Origin of the sequence: Paenibacillus sp. FSL W8-0194, from assembly GCF_037969745.1 — a bacterium.
Taxonomy (GTDB): Bacteria; Bacillota; Bacilli; order Paenibacillales; family Paenibacillaceae; genus Paenibacillus_AQ; species Paenibacillus_AQ cookii.
This window is the reverse complement of sequence record NZ_CP150205.1, coordinates 2,262,092-2,280,110: the sequence shown is the minus strand read 5'-3', so window position 1 is coordinate 2,280,110 and position 18,019 is coordinate 2,262,092. Positions and strand designations below refer to the sequence as shown.

The 18,019-nt window shown below is 54.6% G+C and carries 17 protein-coding genes; 2 read left to right on the top strand and 15 right to left on the bottom strand.

The window, feature by feature from the left end; translation table 11 throughout:
* Nucleotides 1–22 precede the first annotated feature (22 nt).
* The 4 genes from MKY58_RS10180 to MKY58_RS10165 all read right to left on the bottom strand — a co-directional run bounded on the left by MKY58_RS10180 (nucleotide 23) and on the right by MKY58_RS10165 (nucleotide 3,723).
* A complete protein-coding gene (locus MKY58_RS10180) occupies nucleotides 23–889 on the bottom strand; it encodes a carbohydrate ABC transporter permease (protein ID WP_339324426.1) in 867 nt (288 codons plus the stop codon).
* Between the two features lie 55 nt (nucleotides 890–944).
* Nucleotides 945–1,811, bottom strand: a complete 867-nt coding sequence (locus tag MKY58_RS10175; RefSeq protein ID WP_339325108.1) for a sugar ABC transporter permease — start codon at nucleotides 1,809–1,811, stop codon at nucleotides 945–947.
* A gap of 254 nt (nucleotides 1,812–2,065) precedes the next feature.
* Entirely contained in the window at nucleotides 2,066–2,209 is a 144-nt protein-coding gene (locus MKY58_RS10170; RefSeq protein ID WP_339324425.1) for a hypothetical protein, read from the bottom strand.
* A gap of 50 nt (nucleotides 2,210–2,259) precedes the next feature.
* Nucleotides 2,260–3,723 (bottom strand): 4-hydroxyphenylacetate 3-hydroxylase N-terminal domain-containing protein, encoded by a 1,464-nt coding sequence (locus MKY58_RS10165; RefSeq protein WP_339324424.1) that lies wholly within the window; start codon nucleotides 3,721–3,723, stop codon nucleotides 2,260–2,262.
* 200 nt (nucleotides 3,724–3,923) lie between these two features.
* Here MKY58_RS10165 and MKY58_RS10160 point away from each other — a divergent pair, with 200 nt between their 5' ends.
* On the top strand, nucleotides 3,924–4,787 hold the full coding sequence (locus tag MKY58_RS10160; RefSeq protein ID WP_339324423.1) for a class I SAM-dependent methyltransferase: 864 nt from the start codon (nucleotides 3,924–3,926) through the stop codon (nucleotides 4,785–4,787).
* Nucleotides 4,788–4,794: 7 nt separating this feature from the next.
* Nucleotides 4,795–5,517: an RNA pseudouridine synthase gene (locus tag MKY58_RS10155; RefSeq protein ID WP_339324422.1), complete on the top strand. Its 723-nt coding sequence runs from the start codon at nucleotides 4,795–4,797 to the stop codon at nucleotides 5,515–5,517.
* A gap of 139 nt (nucleotides 5,518–5,656) precedes the next feature.
* Here the strand turns inward: MKY58_RS10155 and MKY58_RS10150 are convergent, their stop codons facing one another.
* The 11 genes from MKY58_RS10150 to MKY58_RS10100 all read right to left on the bottom strand — a co-directional run bounded on the left by MKY58_RS10150 (nucleotide 5,657) and on the right by MKY58_RS10100 (nucleotide 17,946).
* Nucleotides 5,657–6,496: an HAD family phosphatase gene (locus MKY58_RS10150; protein WP_339324421.1), complete on the bottom strand. Its 840-nt coding sequence runs from the start codon at nucleotides 6,494–6,496 to the stop codon at nucleotides 5,657–5,659.
* A complete protein-coding gene (locus MKY58_RS10145) occupies nucleotides 6,493–7,248 on the bottom strand; it encodes an SAM-dependent methyltransferase (RefSeq protein ID WP_339324420.1) in 756 nt (251 codons plus the stop codon). The genes MKY58_RS10150 and MKY58_RS10145 overlap by 4 nt, the downstream gene beginning before the upstream one ends.
* Nucleotides 7,249–7,316: 68 nt before the next feature.
* Nucleotides 7,317–7,973: a bacillithiol biosynthesis deacetylase BshB2 gene (gene bshB2, locus MKY58_RS10140; protein ID WP_339324419.1), complete on the bottom strand. Its 657-nt coding sequence runs from the start codon at nucleotides 7,971–7,973 to the stop codon at nucleotides 7,317–7,319.
* A 43-nt stretch (nucleotides 7,974–8,016) separates the two neighbouring features.
* Complete coding sequence (locus MKY58_RS10135; protein ID WP_339324418.1) at nucleotides 8,017–8,361, bottom strand: YojF family protein; 345 nt, start codon at nucleotides 8,359–8,361, stop codon at nucleotides 8,017–8,019.
* 320 nt (nucleotides 8,362–8,681) lie between these two features.
* Nucleotides 8,682–9,899, bottom strand: coding sequence for an MFS transporter (locus MKY58_RS10130; protein ID WP_339324417.1), 1,218 nt, complete (start codon nucleotides 9,897–9,899; stop codon nucleotides 8,682–8,684).
* Nucleotides 9,900–9,950: 51 nt separating this feature from the next.
* Nucleotides 9,951–10,361, bottom strand: coding sequence for a MarR family transcriptional regulator (locus MKY58_RS10125; RefSeq protein ID WP_036708097.1), 411 nt, complete (start codon nucleotides 10,359–10,361; stop codon nucleotides 9,951–9,953).
* Nucleotides 10,362–10,585: 224 nt separating this feature from the next.
* Complete coding sequence (gene gyrA / locus MKY58_RS10120) at nucleotides 10,586–13,030, bottom strand: DNA gyrase subunit A (protein WP_339324416.1); 2,445 nt, start codon at nucleotides 13,028–13,030, stop codon at nucleotides 10,586–10,588.
* 11 nt (nucleotides 13,031–13,041) lie between these two features.
* Nucleotides 13,042–15,024, bottom strand: coding sequence for a DNA topoisomerase IV subunit B (gene parE, locus MKY58_RS10115; RefSeq protein ID WP_339324415.1), 1,983 nt, complete (start codon nucleotides 15,022–15,024; stop codon nucleotides 13,042–13,044).
* 82 nt (nucleotides 15,025–15,106) lie between these two features.
* Entirely contained in the window at nucleotides 15,107–16,096 is a 990-nt protein-coding gene (locus tag MKY58_RS10110) for an ABC transporter permease (RefSeq protein ID WP_339325107.1), read from the bottom strand.
* Complete coding sequence (locus MKY58_RS10105; RefSeq protein ID WP_339324414.1) at nucleotides 16,089–17,072, bottom strand: ABC transporter ATP-binding protein; 984 nt, start codon at nucleotides 17,070–17,072, stop codon at nucleotides 16,089–16,091. Before MKY58_RS10105 ends, MKY58_RS10110 begins: the two co-directional genes overlap by 8 nt.
* Nucleotides 17,073–17,103: 31 nt before the next feature.
* Nucleotides 17,104–17,946 carry a GDSL-type esterase/lipase family protein gene (locus MKY58_RS10100; protein ID WP_339324413.1) on the bottom strand — a complete coding sequence of 281 codons (843 nt, stop codon included), beginning with the start codon at nucleotides 17,944–17,946 and terminating at the stop codon, nucleotides 17,104–17,106.
* Nucleotides 17,947–18,019: the final 73 nt, after the last annotated feature.

The following is an 18,019-nucleotide window of genomic DNA, read 5'->3' as shown; positions in this document are numbered from 1 at the left end:
TGGAAGCACTTCAAAACGCTGCTTACTGTTTGATTCCCGACAAAGCGATGCTTTCGATAATGTAGCGCTGCAAAAACATATATACGACGACGACCGGAATCAGGCTTACAGTCGTGGCAGCCATAATGATGGAAGGCTGTTTGTCGATGCCGTTGTTGTAGGTGAACATCGCGAGGCCGATTTGGATGGTGTATTTGGTCGCTTTTTTCAGGATCAGAAGCGGCCACAGCATGTCGTTCCAAACGCCCAAAAAGAGCAAAATGACCATGGTGGCGATGATCGGCGTGCACAGCGGAAGGTACACCCTGCCGAACACGGACCCCTCCTTCGCTCCGTCCAAAATGGCGGCCTCCCGGAGCGTCGTCGGCAGCTGATCGAAAAAGGCTTTGGCCAAAAACGTCCCGAACGCATAGTTCAGGGCGGGCAGGTAAAACGCCAAATAATTATCGACAAGCCCCAGCTTGCTGAACAGCAAATATTGCGGGATCATCGTCATTTCAAAAGGGATCATCATCGTGCTCAAGGCAAGCAGCAGCACGATGTTCGCCCCCTTGAAACGCAGCTTGGATAACGCGTACCCCGAGAGCAGCGCCGACAAGGCGCTGACGATGATGACGCCGGCGCTCACCAGAATCGAATTCGAAATGTATCGGAACATCTTGATGCTGGTAAACGCCGCCTCGAAGGTTTTGATGGAGGGTTCCTCCGGCCACAGCCTCGGCGGGAAATTGATATGAAGACGGGCAGCCCAGTCGAAGCTTGTGACGAGCATCCACAGAAACGGCACGATCATAACGAAGGATCCGAGCGAAAGCACGATCGTCAATATCCATTGGTTCAGGGAAATCTTTTTTCGCCGGTGCTTGAAATTGGCATCCACGGTGTTCATCGATTGACCTCCTAACTCAGAATGGGACGGGTTGAAGCTGCTGCAACTCCCCCGATCAGTCGAAGCTATCCTTCCGCCGGTTCAGCAGCATCATGACCGCCGTCAGCACGAAAATCATGATAAAGAGCAAATACGAGGCTGCGGTCGCCGTACCCATCTGCGAGGAGAGAAAGGCGTTTCGGTAAATATACAGCACCACCGTCATCAGGCTGCCGCCCGGATTGCCCGCCGTGCCGCCGATCAGCCACACGTCCGTAAACCGTTTCATGCCTCCGATCGTGCCCATGATGAGCATGAACACGAATATCGGCCTTAAATACGGAATCGTCACATACAGCCATTTGCGGTAGGTACCCGCGCCGTCGACCTCGGCAGCTTCGTACAGATCCCGCGGAACGCTTTGCAGCCCCGCCAAAAAAATGATCGTATTGTAACCGAGCGCCCCCCATAAGCTCATCAGAACGATGCTGTACCGGGACACCTGCGGATTCGTGAACCAGCCGACGGGGTCGATGCCGAACAAGCCGATGACGAAGTTCAGCAGCCCTTCCTTGGACGGGTAAAACAGAAACGAAAACAGCAGCGTCGTCGCCACCCCGGACACGACGTTCGGCAGAAAAAATACGGCCTTGAAAAAGTTTTTGCCCATATGCCATTTCAGGTTGTTGATCAGGCTCGCCAAAATAAAGGACAGGGCGATGCCGAGAAGTACCGACCAAATGCCGATAAAAAGCGTATTTGTAAGCGCTTGCCAAAACAGCGAATCCGACAGCACGTAATCGTAGTTGCTTAGGCCGACCCATGTTCCGCCGATCGATAGTCCCGAGGTTTGATGGAAGCTCATGATCAGCGCAGCGATCATCGGATAAATCGCAAAAGCGAGCACGCCGATGATCAGTGGTGCGCTGAACAGGTAACCCATCCAGTCGTTCCGGGTGAATCGCCTTTTCCGCTTGACCTTGGGTTCCAGGGGTGTATCCGTTTTCACATTTGCGTTCAATGACAAGCCGGTTTCCTCCTTCCGGTTCGCAGCACTTGCTAAGATGTTGACGACATGATCAGAATCTGGCGAAGCATTTTTTAAAATATGTATGTGTACGGGATGGGTTTATGTTTTCTTTTTTTGGGAGGGAACAAAAAAAGAGAGCCGGTCCCGGCTCCCTTTCCCTGCTGCTTCTACTGCTTCGGTTTTTCATGGTTTACGGCAAGTGTGATAATCATGACGACAAGCGTCAGCAGCGCGATCAGCTGGTCGATGGTCATAACCGTCCGCCTCCCTGCAATCAGGATGGCTCTGTCGGGCGGTTTCCTTGCTCCCATGATTGCCTGGTTACGTTTCCCCATACATACTTATTCGCGCCGCCTGCAGCTTATTCGTCTTTTGGACGCAAAAATGCCTTCACTTTCCCGATGCAGGCCTCTTTGTCCGTAAACGCATGGTACAGCCTGCCCGCAACGACCGATTGGTCGCCGAAAAAGAACCGTTCGTACAGCGTCTGCCGCCCGGCAAACCCGCTCGAGCTGAGGTCCCACGCCAGGCGGAACAGCGCCGTTTTCGAACATGCGTCGATGCCTGCGCCCCGGAGGTAACGTTCCATCGCTTCGCTGGATTCGGACGCAAAATCGCGCTCGGACGGAATCATGATGACGCTGCTTCCCCCAAGCAGCTGAATCAGTTCGATCATGCGCGGATACATCTTGGGAAACAGCACGTTTGCCGTCCAAATCGGCCGCCGGTCCGGGAGCATGCTTCCGAAACGGTCGGGAGCCGCTCCCGCTTCCGAGGCAATGAGCAGGGATTTCAGCGTCTCGAAAAACGCGATGACTTCCGTAATTTTATCGATGGTGGACGGATAAGAAGCCCGATCCAACGTCTCGGCCATATAAAAAAGAATGCCCAGCGCAAATTCCGTTTTGGCGACATACCTGCAAAGCACCTGATGGCCGCAGTGGACATGAAAACCGCTTGCATTGAAAAATCGCATGGACAGCCGCTCGTCCCCCAGGATAAACACGCGCTCCCACGGCACAAGAACGTCTTCGAACAAGACCAGCGTATCCATCTCGTCAAACCGGGAGCTGAGCGGATAGTCGTATGCCGAAACGCCTTGCGCCAGGCTTTCCCTGCATATCCAACGCATGCCCGGAAGATTGTTCGGAACGGCAAACGCAAACGTTCTTGGACTGTCCTCTTCGGGCATATACGGCGAGGCCGGAGGGTATACCAAAATTTCGTCCGTCGTCACGCCTTGGGTTGCCAGCAAAAAAGCGCCGTTTACGACGATGCCTTCCTGATTCCGTTCAACGATCCGCGCCGCGCAGCTGGATATGCTGCCGTCCTCAAGCAATTCGTCGAAACGGCTGGCATGGGGCTGCACGAATGCATGGGAAAGGGAGATGTCACGCTCCCGGCAATAGACGTAATAGGCTCGCATACGATCCGCAAATTCGGGTTTCTTTTCGCCAAGCAGTCCGGCGGCCGCGTAAAATGCCATCAGCCCGGTATTCATGTAATCCGGCGATCTTCCCAGCAGTCCATGATGCCGCTCTCCCCATAACGTCATCATCTCCCTGCGTTTCGCCAAATCCTCCTTCGTTACGGGCTGCTTAAACGACAATCCGACGGCGTCTCCCGTGGACGGGGAGCAATAGGTCATGCGCTCCCTATAATCGGGATGATGCTGCAAATCGTACAGCTCCGCCTGCGTAGTCATCAGCCCCCGAAAAGCAGCATGATCCGAAAGCCTGCCGTCCACTCGTTCTCCGTCTATCCAAACCCGGGGGTTGGCCTGATCGATACGCTCGATAAACTGTTTTCCGTTTTTTGCCGGCACAGGCGCAGCCTCCTTTGAAAAATGGATGATCCCATTCTATTCAGAAGGGCCTCCGTCAGGAAGCGGCAGCAACCTAATAGGAAGCCAAAATGCCGTCAAACGAAGCAGAACCAAGTGCATTGTTACCGTAAAATGTTGTACAATAGAGGTTATGGTTATGTTAATTCATGAAAAAAATGCCTAGAAGGATGGATCGCAAAATGTATGTAGCCCGTGATTGGCAAGATTACGAATTGATGGATACGGGATCCGGCGAAAAGCTGGAACGCTGGGGGGACGTCATCCTCCGCAGACCGGACCCGCAAATCATATGGCCTATCCAAAACGAAAGCGTGAAGTGGCGCGAGGTTCACGCCCATTATCATCGAAGCTCTTCCGGCGGCGGACACTGGGACATGAAAAAGAAACTTCCGGACCGCTGGACGATCTCTTACGACCAATTAAAATTTTATATCCGCCCGACCAATTTCAAGCACACGGGCCTGTTCCCGGAACAAGCGGCCAACTGGCGCTGGATGATGGACAAGATTGCGGCGGCCAAACGGCCGATCAAAGTGCTGAATTTGTTCGCCTACACCGGAGGCGCTACGGTTGCGGCAGCTTATGCCGGAGCGGAAGTCGTCCACGTCGACGCAGCGAAAGGCATGGTGCAGTGGGCGAAAGAAAACCTTCAGCTGTCGGGCCTCGGCGATCGCCCGGTCCGTTTCATCACCGATGACGTGTTCAAGTTCGTGCAGCGCGAACACCGCAGAGGAAACCGTTACGACGGGATCATCATGGACCCTCCGTCTTATGGTCGCGGACCCGGCGGGGAAATGTGGAAACTGGAGCAGAGCCTGTACCCGTTCGTGGAAAGCTGCATGGGCATCATGTCCGACAATCCGCTGTTCATGCTTATCAATTCCTATACGACCGGCATTTCGCCGACCGTGCTTCACAACGTTTTAAGCATGACCGCAGGCCGACGTTTCGGCGGAACCATCTCCTGCGGAGAGCTGGGGCTTCCGATCACGGCGTCCGGGCTTCATTTGCCGTGCGGCATCCTCGGCCGCTGGGAGTCGTGACCGGGTTATGAGCCAAGAACATGCATCGCAATTGCCGATATTATACGAGGACAATCACCTGCTCGGCATCGTCAAGCCGGTCAACATTCCGACCCAGGCCGACGTCTCCGGCGATCCCGACCTGCTTACGCTGCTGAAAGAAGACATTAAGGAGCGTTACAACAAACCCGGAAACGTCTATTTGGGGCTCGTGCACAGGCTGGACCGGCCGGTAGGCGGCGCGATGATTTTCGCCAAAACGTCGAAAGCCGCTTCGCGCCTGTCCGAAGCCGTCCGCAGCAGGAGCTTCCGCAAAATATACGCGGCCGTCGTTCACGGACGGCTCCCCGCTCCCCGGGGCACGCTCAGGGATATGCTGTTGAAGGATCCGAAGACCAATACGGTCTCCGTGGTCAAGGCCGGAACCCCGGGGGCCAAGGAGGCTGTCCTCGATTACGAGGTGCTCGGCACCGACGGCTCCTTCAGCCTCGTCCGGGTCGAGCTGCATACCGGAAGATCGCATCAGATTCGCGTCCAGATGAATCAGGCAGGCTGCCCGTTGTACGGCGACCAAAAGTACGGAAGCCGCGTCAACAAACCCGGGCAGCAAATCGCGCTTTGGTCGGTCTTGGTCGGTTTTCCGCATCCGGTGACCAAAGAGAACGTGGTCCTGACTTCCCTGCCCCCTGCGGAGCACCCTTGGAATTTGTGGTCCGACACGGTGTTGGAGCGTCTGCGGGACGATCTCTAAACGATGTAAAGCAGTCGTGCCGGGTCATTGTAACCGGCGACTGGATTCTAAACTCAAAAAAGCACGTCAACGATTCGGTTGATGTGCTTTTTTCATGACGCAAAGGAGCGGGGGATCCCCGCTCCTTTGCTTTGGTTTGCTATAGATCGTTCCCGAACAGTTCCCGTACCCGGATCTCGTCATAGGAACGTACCTGTAGATCCGCTTCGGCCAAATCTTGGTTTCCCGAGTTCGGATTAAGGTATCCGATGCATCTCATGCCGGCCGTTTTGGCGGCAAGCATGCCGTTTCTTGAATCTTCGAGCACGACGCAATGCTGCGGCTGCACGCCGAGCTGCTTGGCCGTTTCGAGGTAAATATCGGGCGCGGGTTTTCCTTTGGGAACCTCTTCGCCGCTGACCACCGTCTTGAAAAAACGGCTCAGACCGAATTTCCCCAAGACGCCTTCAATGAATACTCTCGGGGATGAGGAGGCAACCGCCATGGGAATGTTCATTTCGCGAAGCTGCTCCATCAGGGCCACCACCCCCGCGATCGGCTCAATCTCCAGATTCTTCAGAATGTTCATTTTCAGGTTCAATTGGTATTCGATCATTTCCTCCACCGTGTGGGGCAAATTTCGTTCCTGTTTAAAAATGCCCAGCATTTCCGGGTTCGTCATCCCGACGAACCGTTCCAGCTCCTGCTCGTTCGTTTCCACGCCGAAATGCCCGAGCGTTCGGATATCGACGTCAAAATGAATCGGCTCGCTGTCGATGATGACCCCGTCCATATCAAAAATAAATGCGTGTTCCATGTTGATCCTCCATGATCTTCCGGTACTCGCCGGTTTTCCTTTGTACGTTCCTGTTCGTTGGGCGGCAGGCTCGATCGGCGTCCCCGCCATCTCCGGATCCGGATTAAACATAAAGGACAGCAGCATGCTGCTGTCCTTTATGGCGCCGGAAAGGGCGTTAGCGGCCAGGGTGTCCGTGATCAAGATCCGTTACTCCCTGCACGCAAAATAAGCACGTGATCGGCATTCCGCTGAAAATGGTACGGTACGGCTTTCGTTTCCGCGTCCCATCCCTCGCTCTGGGCAAACGCGATCAATCGCTCCGCTTCATCCGGCCTGCGGCCGCTTTGGTCAACCAGCGGGAAAATCCTTAACTCTTTGCCGGTGACCCGAAGCAGCTCCCGCAAGGCGGCGCGATGGAACTCCGCGTCCAGCCTGTCGGCGTATGTAAACAAAAAATGGGCCGACAAGGTCAAGTCGAATTGCCGGTCCCGGAAGGGCAGCGACGGCAGCGTCACGGGCACGTACCTTTCCGGACGCCTTTCCATATCCTCCGTGCAGGACCGCAGCGCTTGAAGACGTTCGGCGCGCAATGCTTCGACATCGCGGAATTCAGTCCAAATGTACCGCTCCCGCTGCGTTGCCACATGTTCCATGGCATGGTCGATATCCCGGAGGCCCTTTTCAAGCAACCGGCCCGCCTTATGGCCATATGCGATATCCGCCGCCGTCACCTCGCAGCCAAGCTCGCCCGCCTTGGCCGTAAACGAGCAGGCGCCGGCCGGACAGTCCAAGATTCTTTTGCCTTGGATATGATGCTCCTCGAGGCAGAACATACGCATATATTCCTCGTACGTTCTGCCGATAAAGACGATCCGCTCCAGCATGTTTTCCGCCGGCTCTGCGTCTCGTCCGCTCTTTGCGCTAAACCCTCTGCTATCCTCTGCTCTGCTCATCTCGTCTCAACTCACCTTTCCGAATATGTCATCCGCACGGATGAGTCCGTGCTTATGGAAATATTATCCTATTCGAATCGATAAGTCCAGAACCTTTCCGTACTAAACCGGCTTTTGATCTGTTCATCCTCTTCGGTATACGTGCCCAGCATTTCATTCCAGCGGAACTGGGAGGCGTGCGCACGGATGGAACCGAATTTGTTCGGCAGGAAATCCCTGACGTCGACCGCGACGTCCGGTTTGCCGATGATCTGCTCGCAGCCTTTCGCAAACGCGACGCAGTTCACGACGGGACGCTGTTCCTTCGGCATGGCCGCAACCGTCCGGATCACCGCTTCCCCGGTGGCATCATGGTCCGGATGGACGCTGAATCCCGGGTAAAACGTAATGATAAGGGACGGCTTCACTTCATCGATCAGCTTGCGCAGCATGCCGTCCAGCATGTCCCGGTCTTCGAATTCGATCGTTTTATCATGAAGCCCCATCAGGCGCAAATCCTGAATGCCGATCGAGCGGCAGGATGCCTCAAGCTCCTTCCGACGGTGCTCCGGCAGCGTGACGCGGTTGGCCACGAGCGGTTTGCCCATGTTTCTCGCCATTTCGCCCAGCGTCAAGCACGCATACGTCACGGTTGCGCCTTCATGGATGCGTTTGGCCAGCGTTCCGGAAGTGCCGAAAGATTCATCGTCCGGATGGGGAAATACGACCAATATATGATTTTCCATTTTCTATAATCACCCTTTCACTTGATGACGGCAGACTTGCTGTTTAGAACGGTTCTTTGCCCAACTGCAGCGCGACGACCAGCTTGCCGTCGCTGTCATGGCCCGCCATAATCAGCCGCTCGGTTTCCGTTTCCTCGAAATGCGTCAATCCTTGCGAATAAATCCAGCCCTGCTCCATCTTAAGCCCGACGCGGTATGGCCCCGTTCCTTGAATCTTCCCGTGGGTATACCGGACGATGCCGTTTTTGATGAACGTCGAGGCCGTAAACTTCGACTCGTCGTTATGCGAAGCATAAGCCCCTGTCGTCATTTCGAGATGTATATAAAGATCCTGATCCTGCAGTTTGTCGATTAACTCCTGAACCATCTGCGGATTAATAAGCTGCAATCCAATCCCTCCGTTTCCAAGACGTCTGTCGAAATCGTTCGAATCCCCCTGCAAAACAGGTTCGATCGATCCCGAATGCTGCAGGTCCAAACTGCAACATATTTTATTATAATTCAAAGCACTTCATTTTCACAAACATGCTTTTGCCTCTTCCGGCCGGCTATACCGTTAAAAAACTCGACTTGTACTCGAATTAGCCCGCATAGCGGAGCCGATCGGCGAACCATGATGTTTTCGCATTGCTAAAATCGGCTTTTTATGCCCCATCCCGTTGAACGAAAAAAGCTGCCTTGCGGCAGCCTTTTTCCCCATATTTCCGTTTAATCGGCCAATGCCTTGCCCTTGGTTTCTTTCCCCAGAAAAAGCACGCCCAAGGCCCCGATCAAAATGATGACGAAAAACATGATAAATATCGCATTGATTTCGACGTGACGCTGCACCAAATACCCCACAAGGAACGGCGCGATGACGCCGCCGATCCGGCCGACGGAGGTCGCAATCCCGACGCCAGTCGAACGGACCGAAGTCGGATACAGCTCCGGCGTGTAGGCGTACAGGCCGCCCCAAGCACCGAGGTTGAAAAACGAAAGGCAGATCCCCGCCGCGATAAGCGAGCCGGCCGAATCGGCGTTGCCGAACCAGGCGGCGCTGACGGCGGTGAGAACCAAGTAGGTGATCATGACGAATTTCCGTCCGAATTTCTCGATGAAATACGCAGCCGTAAAATAACCCGGAAGCTGGGCGATCGTCATGATCAGCACGTATTCGAAGCTTTTGATCAGGCTGAAGCCCTTGATCGTCATGACGGACGGAAGCCACAGGAACATCCCGTAATACGAAAACACGACCGTAAACCACAAAATCCACAGCATCAACGTCGAGCGGCTATGTTCGCGGGTCCAGATGGAGGCCAGCTTGCCGGCAAACGATAAGGATGCCGCTTGGGTCCGATTGTTCCGGTATACGGGCGAATCGTCGATGGCGCGGCGCAGATACAGCGCGTAAAAGGCCGGAAGAGCACCAATGACAAAAGCGATCTGCCATCCGTAAGCCGGAATCAAAAAATACGATATGAGCGCGGCGGCCAGCCAGCCGCCCGCCCAAAAGCTCTCCAGCAGCACGACGGCCCGTCCCCGCTGGCTCGGATGGACGCTTTCGGACACCAGCGTCGATGCCACCGGCAGCTCGCCCCCAAGGCCGACGCCCGTAATAAAACGAAGCAGGCACAGCACCCAGAAGCTGGAGGCGAGCGCCGACAATCCGCTGGCTATCGAAAAGATGAGCAGCGTCCACAGCAAAACCTTCTTTCGGCCGAACTTATCGGCCAGATACCCGGCGGCTGCCGCGCCGACGACCATTCCGACGGAATTGACGCTCGTCAAAATGCCCACATCCTGCGGGGAGAGTTTCCACTCCAGCTGTAATGCCGTCACGATAAAAGAAATGATGCCGACGTCCATGGCGTCGAATAACCAGCTGAGGCCGGCGCTGAAAAGCAGTTTTCTCGTTTTTGGTTTCATAAGCGTTGCATCATTCATCTGGTTGACTACTTCCTCTACATTTATTCTTTTAATCTTTGAACCCAGGTTTTAAGGCGTTATGGTTAGTTTGCCCAATAAATAGATCAGAAGCTGCTGATTATGCGCGGAAATTCGCGACAATACCTTCGCCAGAAACGCATCGCGGATTTGCACGCCGCGTTCGACCTCCGCTTTCCCTTTCGCGGAAATGGACACCCAAACGATCCGGCGGTCGTTTCCGTCCCGTTCGCGCTGAATCAATCCGTTTTTTTCCATCCGGTCGAGCAGCATCGTAACCGCCGCCGGGCTTGTCGCCAGGAGCGGCGTCAGGTCGGAAGGCTTCATCCGCTCGTTTTCGCCCAGCACTTCGAGCACGGCCAACTGAGCTTCGGTGAGCGCCGGAGCCAACTCGTTCTCCATATGCAGTTTATAATCTTTGCTTAGTTTGGACCATATTTTCGCAAATTCGGAAGTATGCACGGGTTATACCTTCCTTTCGCAAGCAATGTTTTACAGGATTAACTTTCGCGCATTTCGTGCCAATTCCTTCTGCAATTCCGAATTTTTTTAGAAAAACATCGTCCGACACCGTTCCCCAAAAGACGATTCACGGACGTTTCATCGCCTCAAAAAAGGCATCGTTCGCAAATGAGCGAAGATGCCTTTTTTCACGCTTTAACGCCGGGTTCGGACAGCATCCGATGTCACGTCGTTTCCTCGAATGCCAGCAGCGCCGAAATTTCATCTTTTTTCTCCAGGTGAACAAGCAGTTTTCCTGTCGATTTGCGTTCGGCGATCGGAGCCTGCTCCGAACTGAACGCATAACTTAAGCCGTCCCTTGTGATGGCCGTAATTTGCAGCGGCTGGCGGCAATAAAACGCTCCGGCAATGCGGCTGCCGTTCGGCTTCACGCGTTTGCCTTCCTTGAATTCGAACGTCGCAAGCCCCTTGCCTCCCCGGCTTTGCGGCTGGTAATCCGCGAGCAGGGAACGTTTGCCGTATCCGAGATCGGTCAAGGTCAGCACTTCGCCTTCGTCATCCTCAACCCACAACGCGGACACGACCTCGTCGCCGTCGCGAAGCTGGATGCCTTTCACGCCGGCGGAGACGCGGCCCATGGCGTTGACTTCCTGCTCCTTGAACCGGATGCTCATGCCTTCTTTGCTCACAAGCAAAATGTCTTTGCTACCGTCGCTCAGCGTGACGGAAATGACCTCGTCCTCCGCGCCGACCTTGCAGGCGGCAACCGCGCTTGAGCGATTGGTCATGTATTCTTTTAATTCCGTGCGTTTAACCTGCCCTTTTTTCGTGACGAACACCAGGGAGCGGTTCGGTTCCTCAAAATTCGTGACCGGAATGACGTCGACGATGACGTCTTCTTTGGACAACTGGATGACATTGACGATGGCGGTACCCGGGTCCTTCCATTTGAATTCCGGAATTTGGTGGACAGGCAGCAGGAAATATTGGCCTTTTTGCGTAAAGATGAGCAAATTGTCCAGCGTATTGATTTCGAACACCCTGGATATATAATCCCCTTCCTTCACGCCCGAGCTGCTGAGCTCCCCGCCGGACCGCGTAAAGGAAAGCATGCTTGTCCGCTTGATGTATCCGTCTTTCGACAACGTCACCAGCACATCCTCGGAGCTGACGATGACTTCAAGGTTGACCTTGATTTCCTCGACTTCCTCCTGAATGGCGCATCTGCGGTCAATGCCGTATTTGTCGCGGATTTCAAGCAGTTCCTTGCGGATCAGCGCGATCAGCTTCTTGTCGCTTTCGAGGATGGACCGATAATTGTCGATTTTTTTCAGCAAATCCTCAAGCTCTTTTTGCAGCGTCGTGATCTCCAGGTTCGTCAAACGGTACAGCTGCAGCGTCAGAATCGAATCCGCCTGCCGCTCCGTAAAGCCGAACATCCATTGCAGATTGTTTTGGGCATCCTGGCGGTTTTTCGACGCTTTGATGGCGGCGATAACCTCGTCGAGAATATTCAGCGCCTTCACGAGTCCTTCGAGCACGTGGGCCCGGTCTTCGGCTTTTTCCAATTCGAAGCGGGTACGGTTCGATACCACTTCGCGCTGGTGGGCGATATACGCCTCCAGCATCGCCTTCAGGCCAAGCTGCTGCGGCGCCTTGTTGACGATCGATACCATGTTGAAGTTGTACGTGACCTGAAGATCGGTCTTTTTCAGCAGATAAGCCAAAATGCCCTGGGCATCGGCCTCCTTTTTGATTTCGACCACGATCCGCAGACCGTCCCGTCCGCTTTCGTCGCGCACCTCGGCAATGCCTTCGATTTTTTTCTCCAGCCGGATATTTTCCATTTGGGTGACAAGGCGCGATTTTACGACCTGGTAAGGGATCTCCGTAATGACGATCTGCTGTTTGCCGCCGCGCAAAAATTCGATGTCGGCTTTGGAACGGAGATAAATCCGTCCTTTCCCCGTCCGGTACGCCTCTTTGATTCCCTCTTCGCCCATGATCAGGCCGCCGGTCGGAAAATCGGGACCCTTGATGAAGGTCATGATTTCTTCCAGCTCGATTTCCGGTTTTTGCATCACCGCCACGCAGGCGTCGATGACTTCGCGCAAATTATGCGGCGGAATCTCCGTCGCAAATCCCGCGGAAATCCCGCTGACGCCGTTGACGAGCAGGTTCGGATAACGGGAAGGCAGCACGACGGGCTCCTTCGCGGAATTGTCGAAGTTGTCCTTGAACTGCACCGTCCGTTTGTCGATGTCCCGAAGCATCTCCATCGCGATCGGCGACAGGCGCGCTTCGGTGTAACGCATCGCCGCCGGCGGATCGTCGTCGATCGAACCCCAGTTGCCGTGCCCGTCGACGAGCACATGCCCCATTTTCCATGGCTGGGCCATGCGGACCATGCCGTCGTAGATGGAGGAGTCCCCGTGCGGATGGTAATTACCCATCACGTCGCCGACGGTTTTGGCGGATTTGCGGTATGCTTTGTCCGGCGTATTGCCGGATTCGTACATGGCGTACAAAATGCGCCGCTGCACGGGCTTAAGCCCGTCGCGGACGTCGGGAATGGCGCGGTCTTGAATGATATATTTGGAATACCGGCCGAAGCGGTCGCCGACGACCTCTTCGAGATAAGCCGGCAGAAACTGTTCTGATAAACTCATCGATTCACCTTCTATTCCTCGAACTCTCTAAAGTCGACATTTTCCACGATCCAGCGCTTGCGCGGGTCGATTTTGTCGCCCATCAGCGTGGATACGCGACGCTCCGCCTTTGCCGCATCTTCGATCTGTACCTGCAGCAGCGTGCGCGTTTCCGGGTTCATCGTCGTCTCCCACAGCTGTTCGGGATTCATCTCGCCGAGTCCTTTGTAGCGCTGCAGCTCGTAATTTTTGCCGAATTCCTTCAAGTAGTTTTGCAGCTGCTCGTCGCTGTAGGCGTAACGGACCGTTTCCAGCTTGCCCGACTTCCGCGAAATTTTATACAGCGGAGGCTGGGCGATGTACACGCGGCCCTCGTCGATCAGCGGCTTCATGTAACGGTAAAAGAACGTCAGCAGCAGCACCTGGATGTGCGCGCCGTCCGTATCGGCGTCCGTCATGATGATGATTTTGGAGTAATTGCTGTCTTCGATCTCAAACTCGGTTCCGATTCCGGCTCCGATCGCATTGATGATCGTGCGGTATTCTTCGTTTTTCATGATATCGGCAAGTTTGGCTTTTTCGGGGTTGAGCGGTTTCCCCTTCAGCGGCAGGATCGCCTGAATTTTCGAATCGCGGCCCTGTTTGGCCGATCCGCCGGCGGAGTTTCCTTCGACGACGAACAGCTCGGTACGGGTAAAGTCCTTCGATTGGGCCGGACTCAGCTTGCCGCCGAGGCTCGTTCCCTCGCTGCGTTTTTTCCCGCTCCGCATGTCGTCGCGGGCCTTGCGGGCCGCTTCGCGCGCTTTGGAAGCCTGAATCGCTTTTTTGATCAGCGTCTGGGCCACCTGCGGGTTTTCCTCCAGGAAAATTTGCATTTTTTCGGTCACGATCGCGTCGACCGTGCTGCGCGCCGATGCGCTTCCCAGCTGGTCTTTCGTCTGACCGACGAATTCGACTTCGGCCATTTTGACGCTGATGACCGCCATCATGCCTTCGCGCAGGTCGTTGCCTTCAAGATTTTTGTCCTTTTCTTTGAGCATATGGTTTTTGCGCGCGTAATCGTTCATGATCCGCGTATATGCCGTCTTGAAACCGGTTTCGTGCGTTCCCCCGCCCCGCGTCGGGATCGAATTGACGAACGAAGCGAGCGTTTCGGTATATCCCGCGTTGTATTGGAGCGCAACCTCGACTTCAACGTCGTCCTTTTCGCCGTAAAAGTGAATGACGTCGTGCAGCACGTCTTTGCCTTCGTTCAAAAATTCGACGAACTGGCTTGCCCCGCCTTCGTAATAAAATTCGTCCATGCGGTCGGAGCGCTCGTCTTTAATGACGATGCGAAGCCCGGAATTCAGGAAGGCGATTTCCTGCAGGCGTTCCGCCAGCGTATCGTAGTTGAACTGGATTCCGCTTTGGAACACGCGAATGTCCGGCTTAAAGGTGACCTTGGTGCCGGTTTTGTTCGTGTTGCCGAACACTTCGAGTCCCGTCACCGGTTCGCCGACATGCTCCTTGCCGTTTTTGTCCTGCCAGTATTCGAAACGCTGGCGGTGGATCTTGCCGTCGCGGTAGATTTCGACCTCGAGCCATTCGGAAAGCGCATTGGTCACCGAAGCCCCGACGCCGTGCAGGCCGCCCGATTTTTTGTATCCGCCTCCGCCGAATTTCCCTCCCGCGTGCAGGATGGTGAATACGACCTGCGGCGTAGGGATTCCCATTTTATGCATTCCGGTCGGAATGCCCCGTCCGTTATCCACGACGGTGATGGAACCGTCTTTATGCAAAGTAAGATCTATTCTCGTGCAGTATTTGGCCAAATGCTCATCGACGGCGTTATCCACGATTTCCCATACCAGATGATGAAGCCCCGATGAACTGGTGCTGCCAATATACATGCCTGGGCGTTTGCGAACCGCAACCAGGCCTTCGAGCACTTGAATGTCGTCTGCATCGTAACTGGCGCTGCCTGCTTCGTTGCTGCCCGGCGACTTTGCAAACATATCGATCTGCTCGACCATTCATGCTCCCCCTTTGTGTTTCTTTATGTAGGATATCATCCAAAATGCAAACAGATGTTTTGTTTTGTTATCCTTGTCCATTTTAATTCAAGATATCCCTTTTCGTAAAGACAAGGAATGAGATTACGATCGCGGCAATCGCCCAAACGGACAAAACCGCAAGCGAAAAAGCCAGGTTCATGCCTTCGATCGGAGCCGGCGTACCGGACAGGTAATCGGTCAGCTCCAGGTTGACCATAAACAAATATTTCGCGCTTTTCCAGGCCGAAGCCATGTTGGTCAGAATGGTTCCCGCGATCAGCGCGGCCATCATCACCACGATGCTTGCCGCCGTGCTCCGGACGAGCACCGACACCATGAACGCAAGCGATGCGACGACAAGGCTCACGAACCAGATCAATCCGCCTTCCATCAGCAAATATTGCCACTGCGGCACCGCGTGCACCGCGGACATGTCGACATCGGACCCTTGGATCCGAAAACCGGTGAAGACCGGAAAATCAAACCCTTTATATCCGAAAACCGCCCCGGAAATGAGATACGCGATGACAAAAGCGGACACGATGATCAGCGAAGAGAACATGTACAGCGTGATCAGCTTGCTGAGCAGCACCTTCCACCTTTTGACCGGGCGGGTCAGCAGCATTTTGATGGTGCCGCTCGTTCGTTCCCCCGATACTATATCGGATGCGATCGCCATAATGAGAAGAGGAATGAACAAAGTTATGGAATTTGCCATAAACTCGCGCGTAAACGTCACGCCGTTCGGTTCGTTCGGGTTCACGTCATGCTCCAAATAATATTGCAGCTGCTGCACGAAGATTTTCCTGAATTTCTTCCACTCGTCCGGCACCCGGTCGCTTCCGAGCGAATTTTCATTATCCGTGATTTGCTGCTGCACTTCAAGCCGCCAGTCGCCTTTGAATTTGTCCCGCGTTTGTTCGGCGGACCGCATTTGCGCATAGGTAAAGACCGGGACCAGCACAAGCAAGATGAGCAAAATGACGTAAAAGCGCTTCTTTTTGATGATTTTGATCGTTTCGTTTTTGATCAGGGGCAGCACGCTAATCAATACTCTCACCCTCCGTCATTTTCAGGAACAGCTGCTCGAGTGTCGGGTTGATTTTATGGACCCCGCGGACGCGGATGCCCATGGCGACGAGATGCGAAACCGTTCCGGAAATCAGTTCCTCTTCCATCGCCGTTACGACCGATTGTCCGCTCATCCCTGCTATGATCGCGTCGTCCAGCACTTGTTCAGCGTGTTCGATGACCTCGATGCCTTCCCGCATCGCCAGTTCCCGTTTTCCGGCTTCAACAGGTTCCACGTCCCAAATGACGTATTTCGCGTTAGCGGCCACGAGCTCCCCGACTTCTCCAACCGCAAGCACCCGGCCGCGGCTGATGATGGCCACCCGGTCGCATAAAAGCTGGATTTCGCTGAGCAGGTGGCTGGATACGAAAACGGCCAGTCCGCCGTCCGCCAGCTCCCGGATAAATTGGCGCAGTTCCTTAATACCCTTCGGATCGAGCCCGTTCGTCGGTTCGTCGAGGATGAGCAGCTTCGGCCTGCCGAGCAGCGCTTGCGCAATGCCGAGCCTCTGCCGCATCCCGAGCGAATACGTTCTGACCTTGTCGTGGATCCGCTGGTCCAGCCGGACGATATCCACCACTTCCTGAATTCGTTGCTTGTCGATTCCCGGTTGCATGCGCGCAAAATGCTCCAGATTTTCCCATCCGGTCAAATACGTATAGACTTCCGGATTTTCAACGATCGAGCCGACGAAACGGAGCGCTTGTTCCTGCTGGCGGTTCACGTCGTATCCGCATACTTTGATGACTCCGCTGCTCGGTTTGATCAAATCCACCAGCATGCGGATCGTCGTCGTTTTTCCTGCCCCGTTCGGGCCCAAAAAACCGAAAATTTCGCCCTCCCGGACATCGAACGTCACGTCCTCGATGATCCATTTTTTTCCGATCCTTTTTTTGACGTGTTCGACCGATAAAACGATGGGTTCCCTTTGGTCCGGACTGACCGTCATTGACATGTTCTCCCTCTCCTTTCTTCCGTATGCTTGATTAGCGGATGGCCTGAACGATCCGGACGGCGATTTGCTGGTACCCGTCGCCGTTCGGATGAAAATGATCCGACGCCAAATACCGGTCCAAATGCTGCTGGAAAATGTCGAAGGTCGGCACAAGCGTCATATTGCCGTTTTTATTGATCGTGTCGAGGGCCGCTTCATTCCATTTCGCAACGGCCTGATTTCCCGGGACCTGAAGCTCCTCGATATCCCCGAACGGATTATACAATCCGACGTACACGATCATGGCGTCCGGATTAATCGCGCGGATGCGTTCCAAAATCGTTTTCAGCTGCGTCGAAGCTTTCGGCAGTCCTTTCAACAGGTCCTCCGGATCGAGCTCCTGCCCCTTGGCAGTCGTCGACGTTCCGGAAATGCCTGTGGACGCAAGGTCCGCTCCCTGGAACAGGTCGTTCCCTCCGATGGATAGGAGGATGACGTCGGCTTCTCCAAGCACATACTTCGTCCCCCGTTCTTCAAGCTTCGGCAGGAGCCCCGTCGTCGTCAGGCCGTTAATGCCCAAATTGTTCAGGAGCGTCGCTTTCCTGCCGGCAGCCGTCAGCTCCCGGATCGTTCGCCGCGCAAACCCCATCCCGGAGTTGTCGCCCGTGCCTTTTGCAAGCGAATCGCCGATGACCGCAAATTTCAGTTCTTTATTGGCTGCCGGGGTTGCCGGGCCCGTTTCCTTTTCCGGGGTTGCGACTTTGGCGGGCCGATCTTTTGCGGCCTGCGGATTCTGAATGTCCTTTACCGCATATACAAAGCCTGCCAACAGGAGCAGCGTGGAAAATACGGATAAAATACTGACGCTGCGCCAAATCCATTTCGATGATTTCAAAACCGATCCCTCCATGTCGACGTCATGCGATTCGTCATTTTTCCGGCAATACATATGTACATAAACATAAATC

Bases quoted from the DNA above. Each gene is read 5' to 3' on its own strand.
- MKY58_RS10180 (WP_339324426.1), bottom strand. From the start codon at position 889: ATGAACACCGTGGATGCCAATTTCAAGCACCGGCGAAAAAAGATTTCC.
- MKY58_RS10175 (WP_339325108.1), bottom strand. From the start codon at position 1,811: ATGGGTTACCTGTTCAGCGCACCACTGATCATCGGCGTGCTCGCTTTT.
- MKY58_RS10170 (WP_339324425.1), bottom strand. From the start codon at position 2,209: ATGGGAGCAAGGAAACCGCCCGACAGAGCCATCCTGATTGCAGGGAGG.
- MKY58_RS10160 (WP_339324423.1), top strand. From the start codon at position 3,924: ATGTATGTAGCCCGTGATTGGCAAGATTACGAATTGATGGATACGGGA.
- MKY58_RS10155 (WP_339324422.1), top strand. From the start codon at position 4,795: ATGAGCCAAGAACATGCATCGCAATTGCCGATATTATACGAGGACAAT.
- MKY58_RS10145 (WP_339324420.1), bottom strand. From the start codon at position 7,248: ATGAGCAGAGCAGAGGATAGCAGAGGGTTTAGCGCAAAGAGCGGACGA.
- bshB2 (WP_339324419.1), bottom strand. From the start codon at position 7,973: ATGGAAAATCATATATTGGTCGTATTTCCCCATCCGGACGATGAATCT.
- MKY58_RS10130 (WP_339324417.1), bottom strand. From the start codon at position 9,899: ATGAATGATGCAACGCTTATGAAACCAAAAACGAGAAAACTGCTTTTC.
- gyrA (WP_339324416.1), bottom strand. From the start codon at position 13,030: ATGAGTTTATCAGAACAGTTTCTGCCGGCTTATCTCGAAGAGGTCGTC.
- parE (WP_339324415.1), bottom strand. From the start codon at position 15,024: ATGGTCGAGCAGATCGATATGTTTGCAAAGTCGCCGGGCAGCAACGAA.
- MKY58_RS10105 (WP_339324414.1), bottom strand. From the start codon at position 17,072: ATGTCAATGACGGTCAGTCCGGACCAAAGGGAACCCATCGTTTTATCG.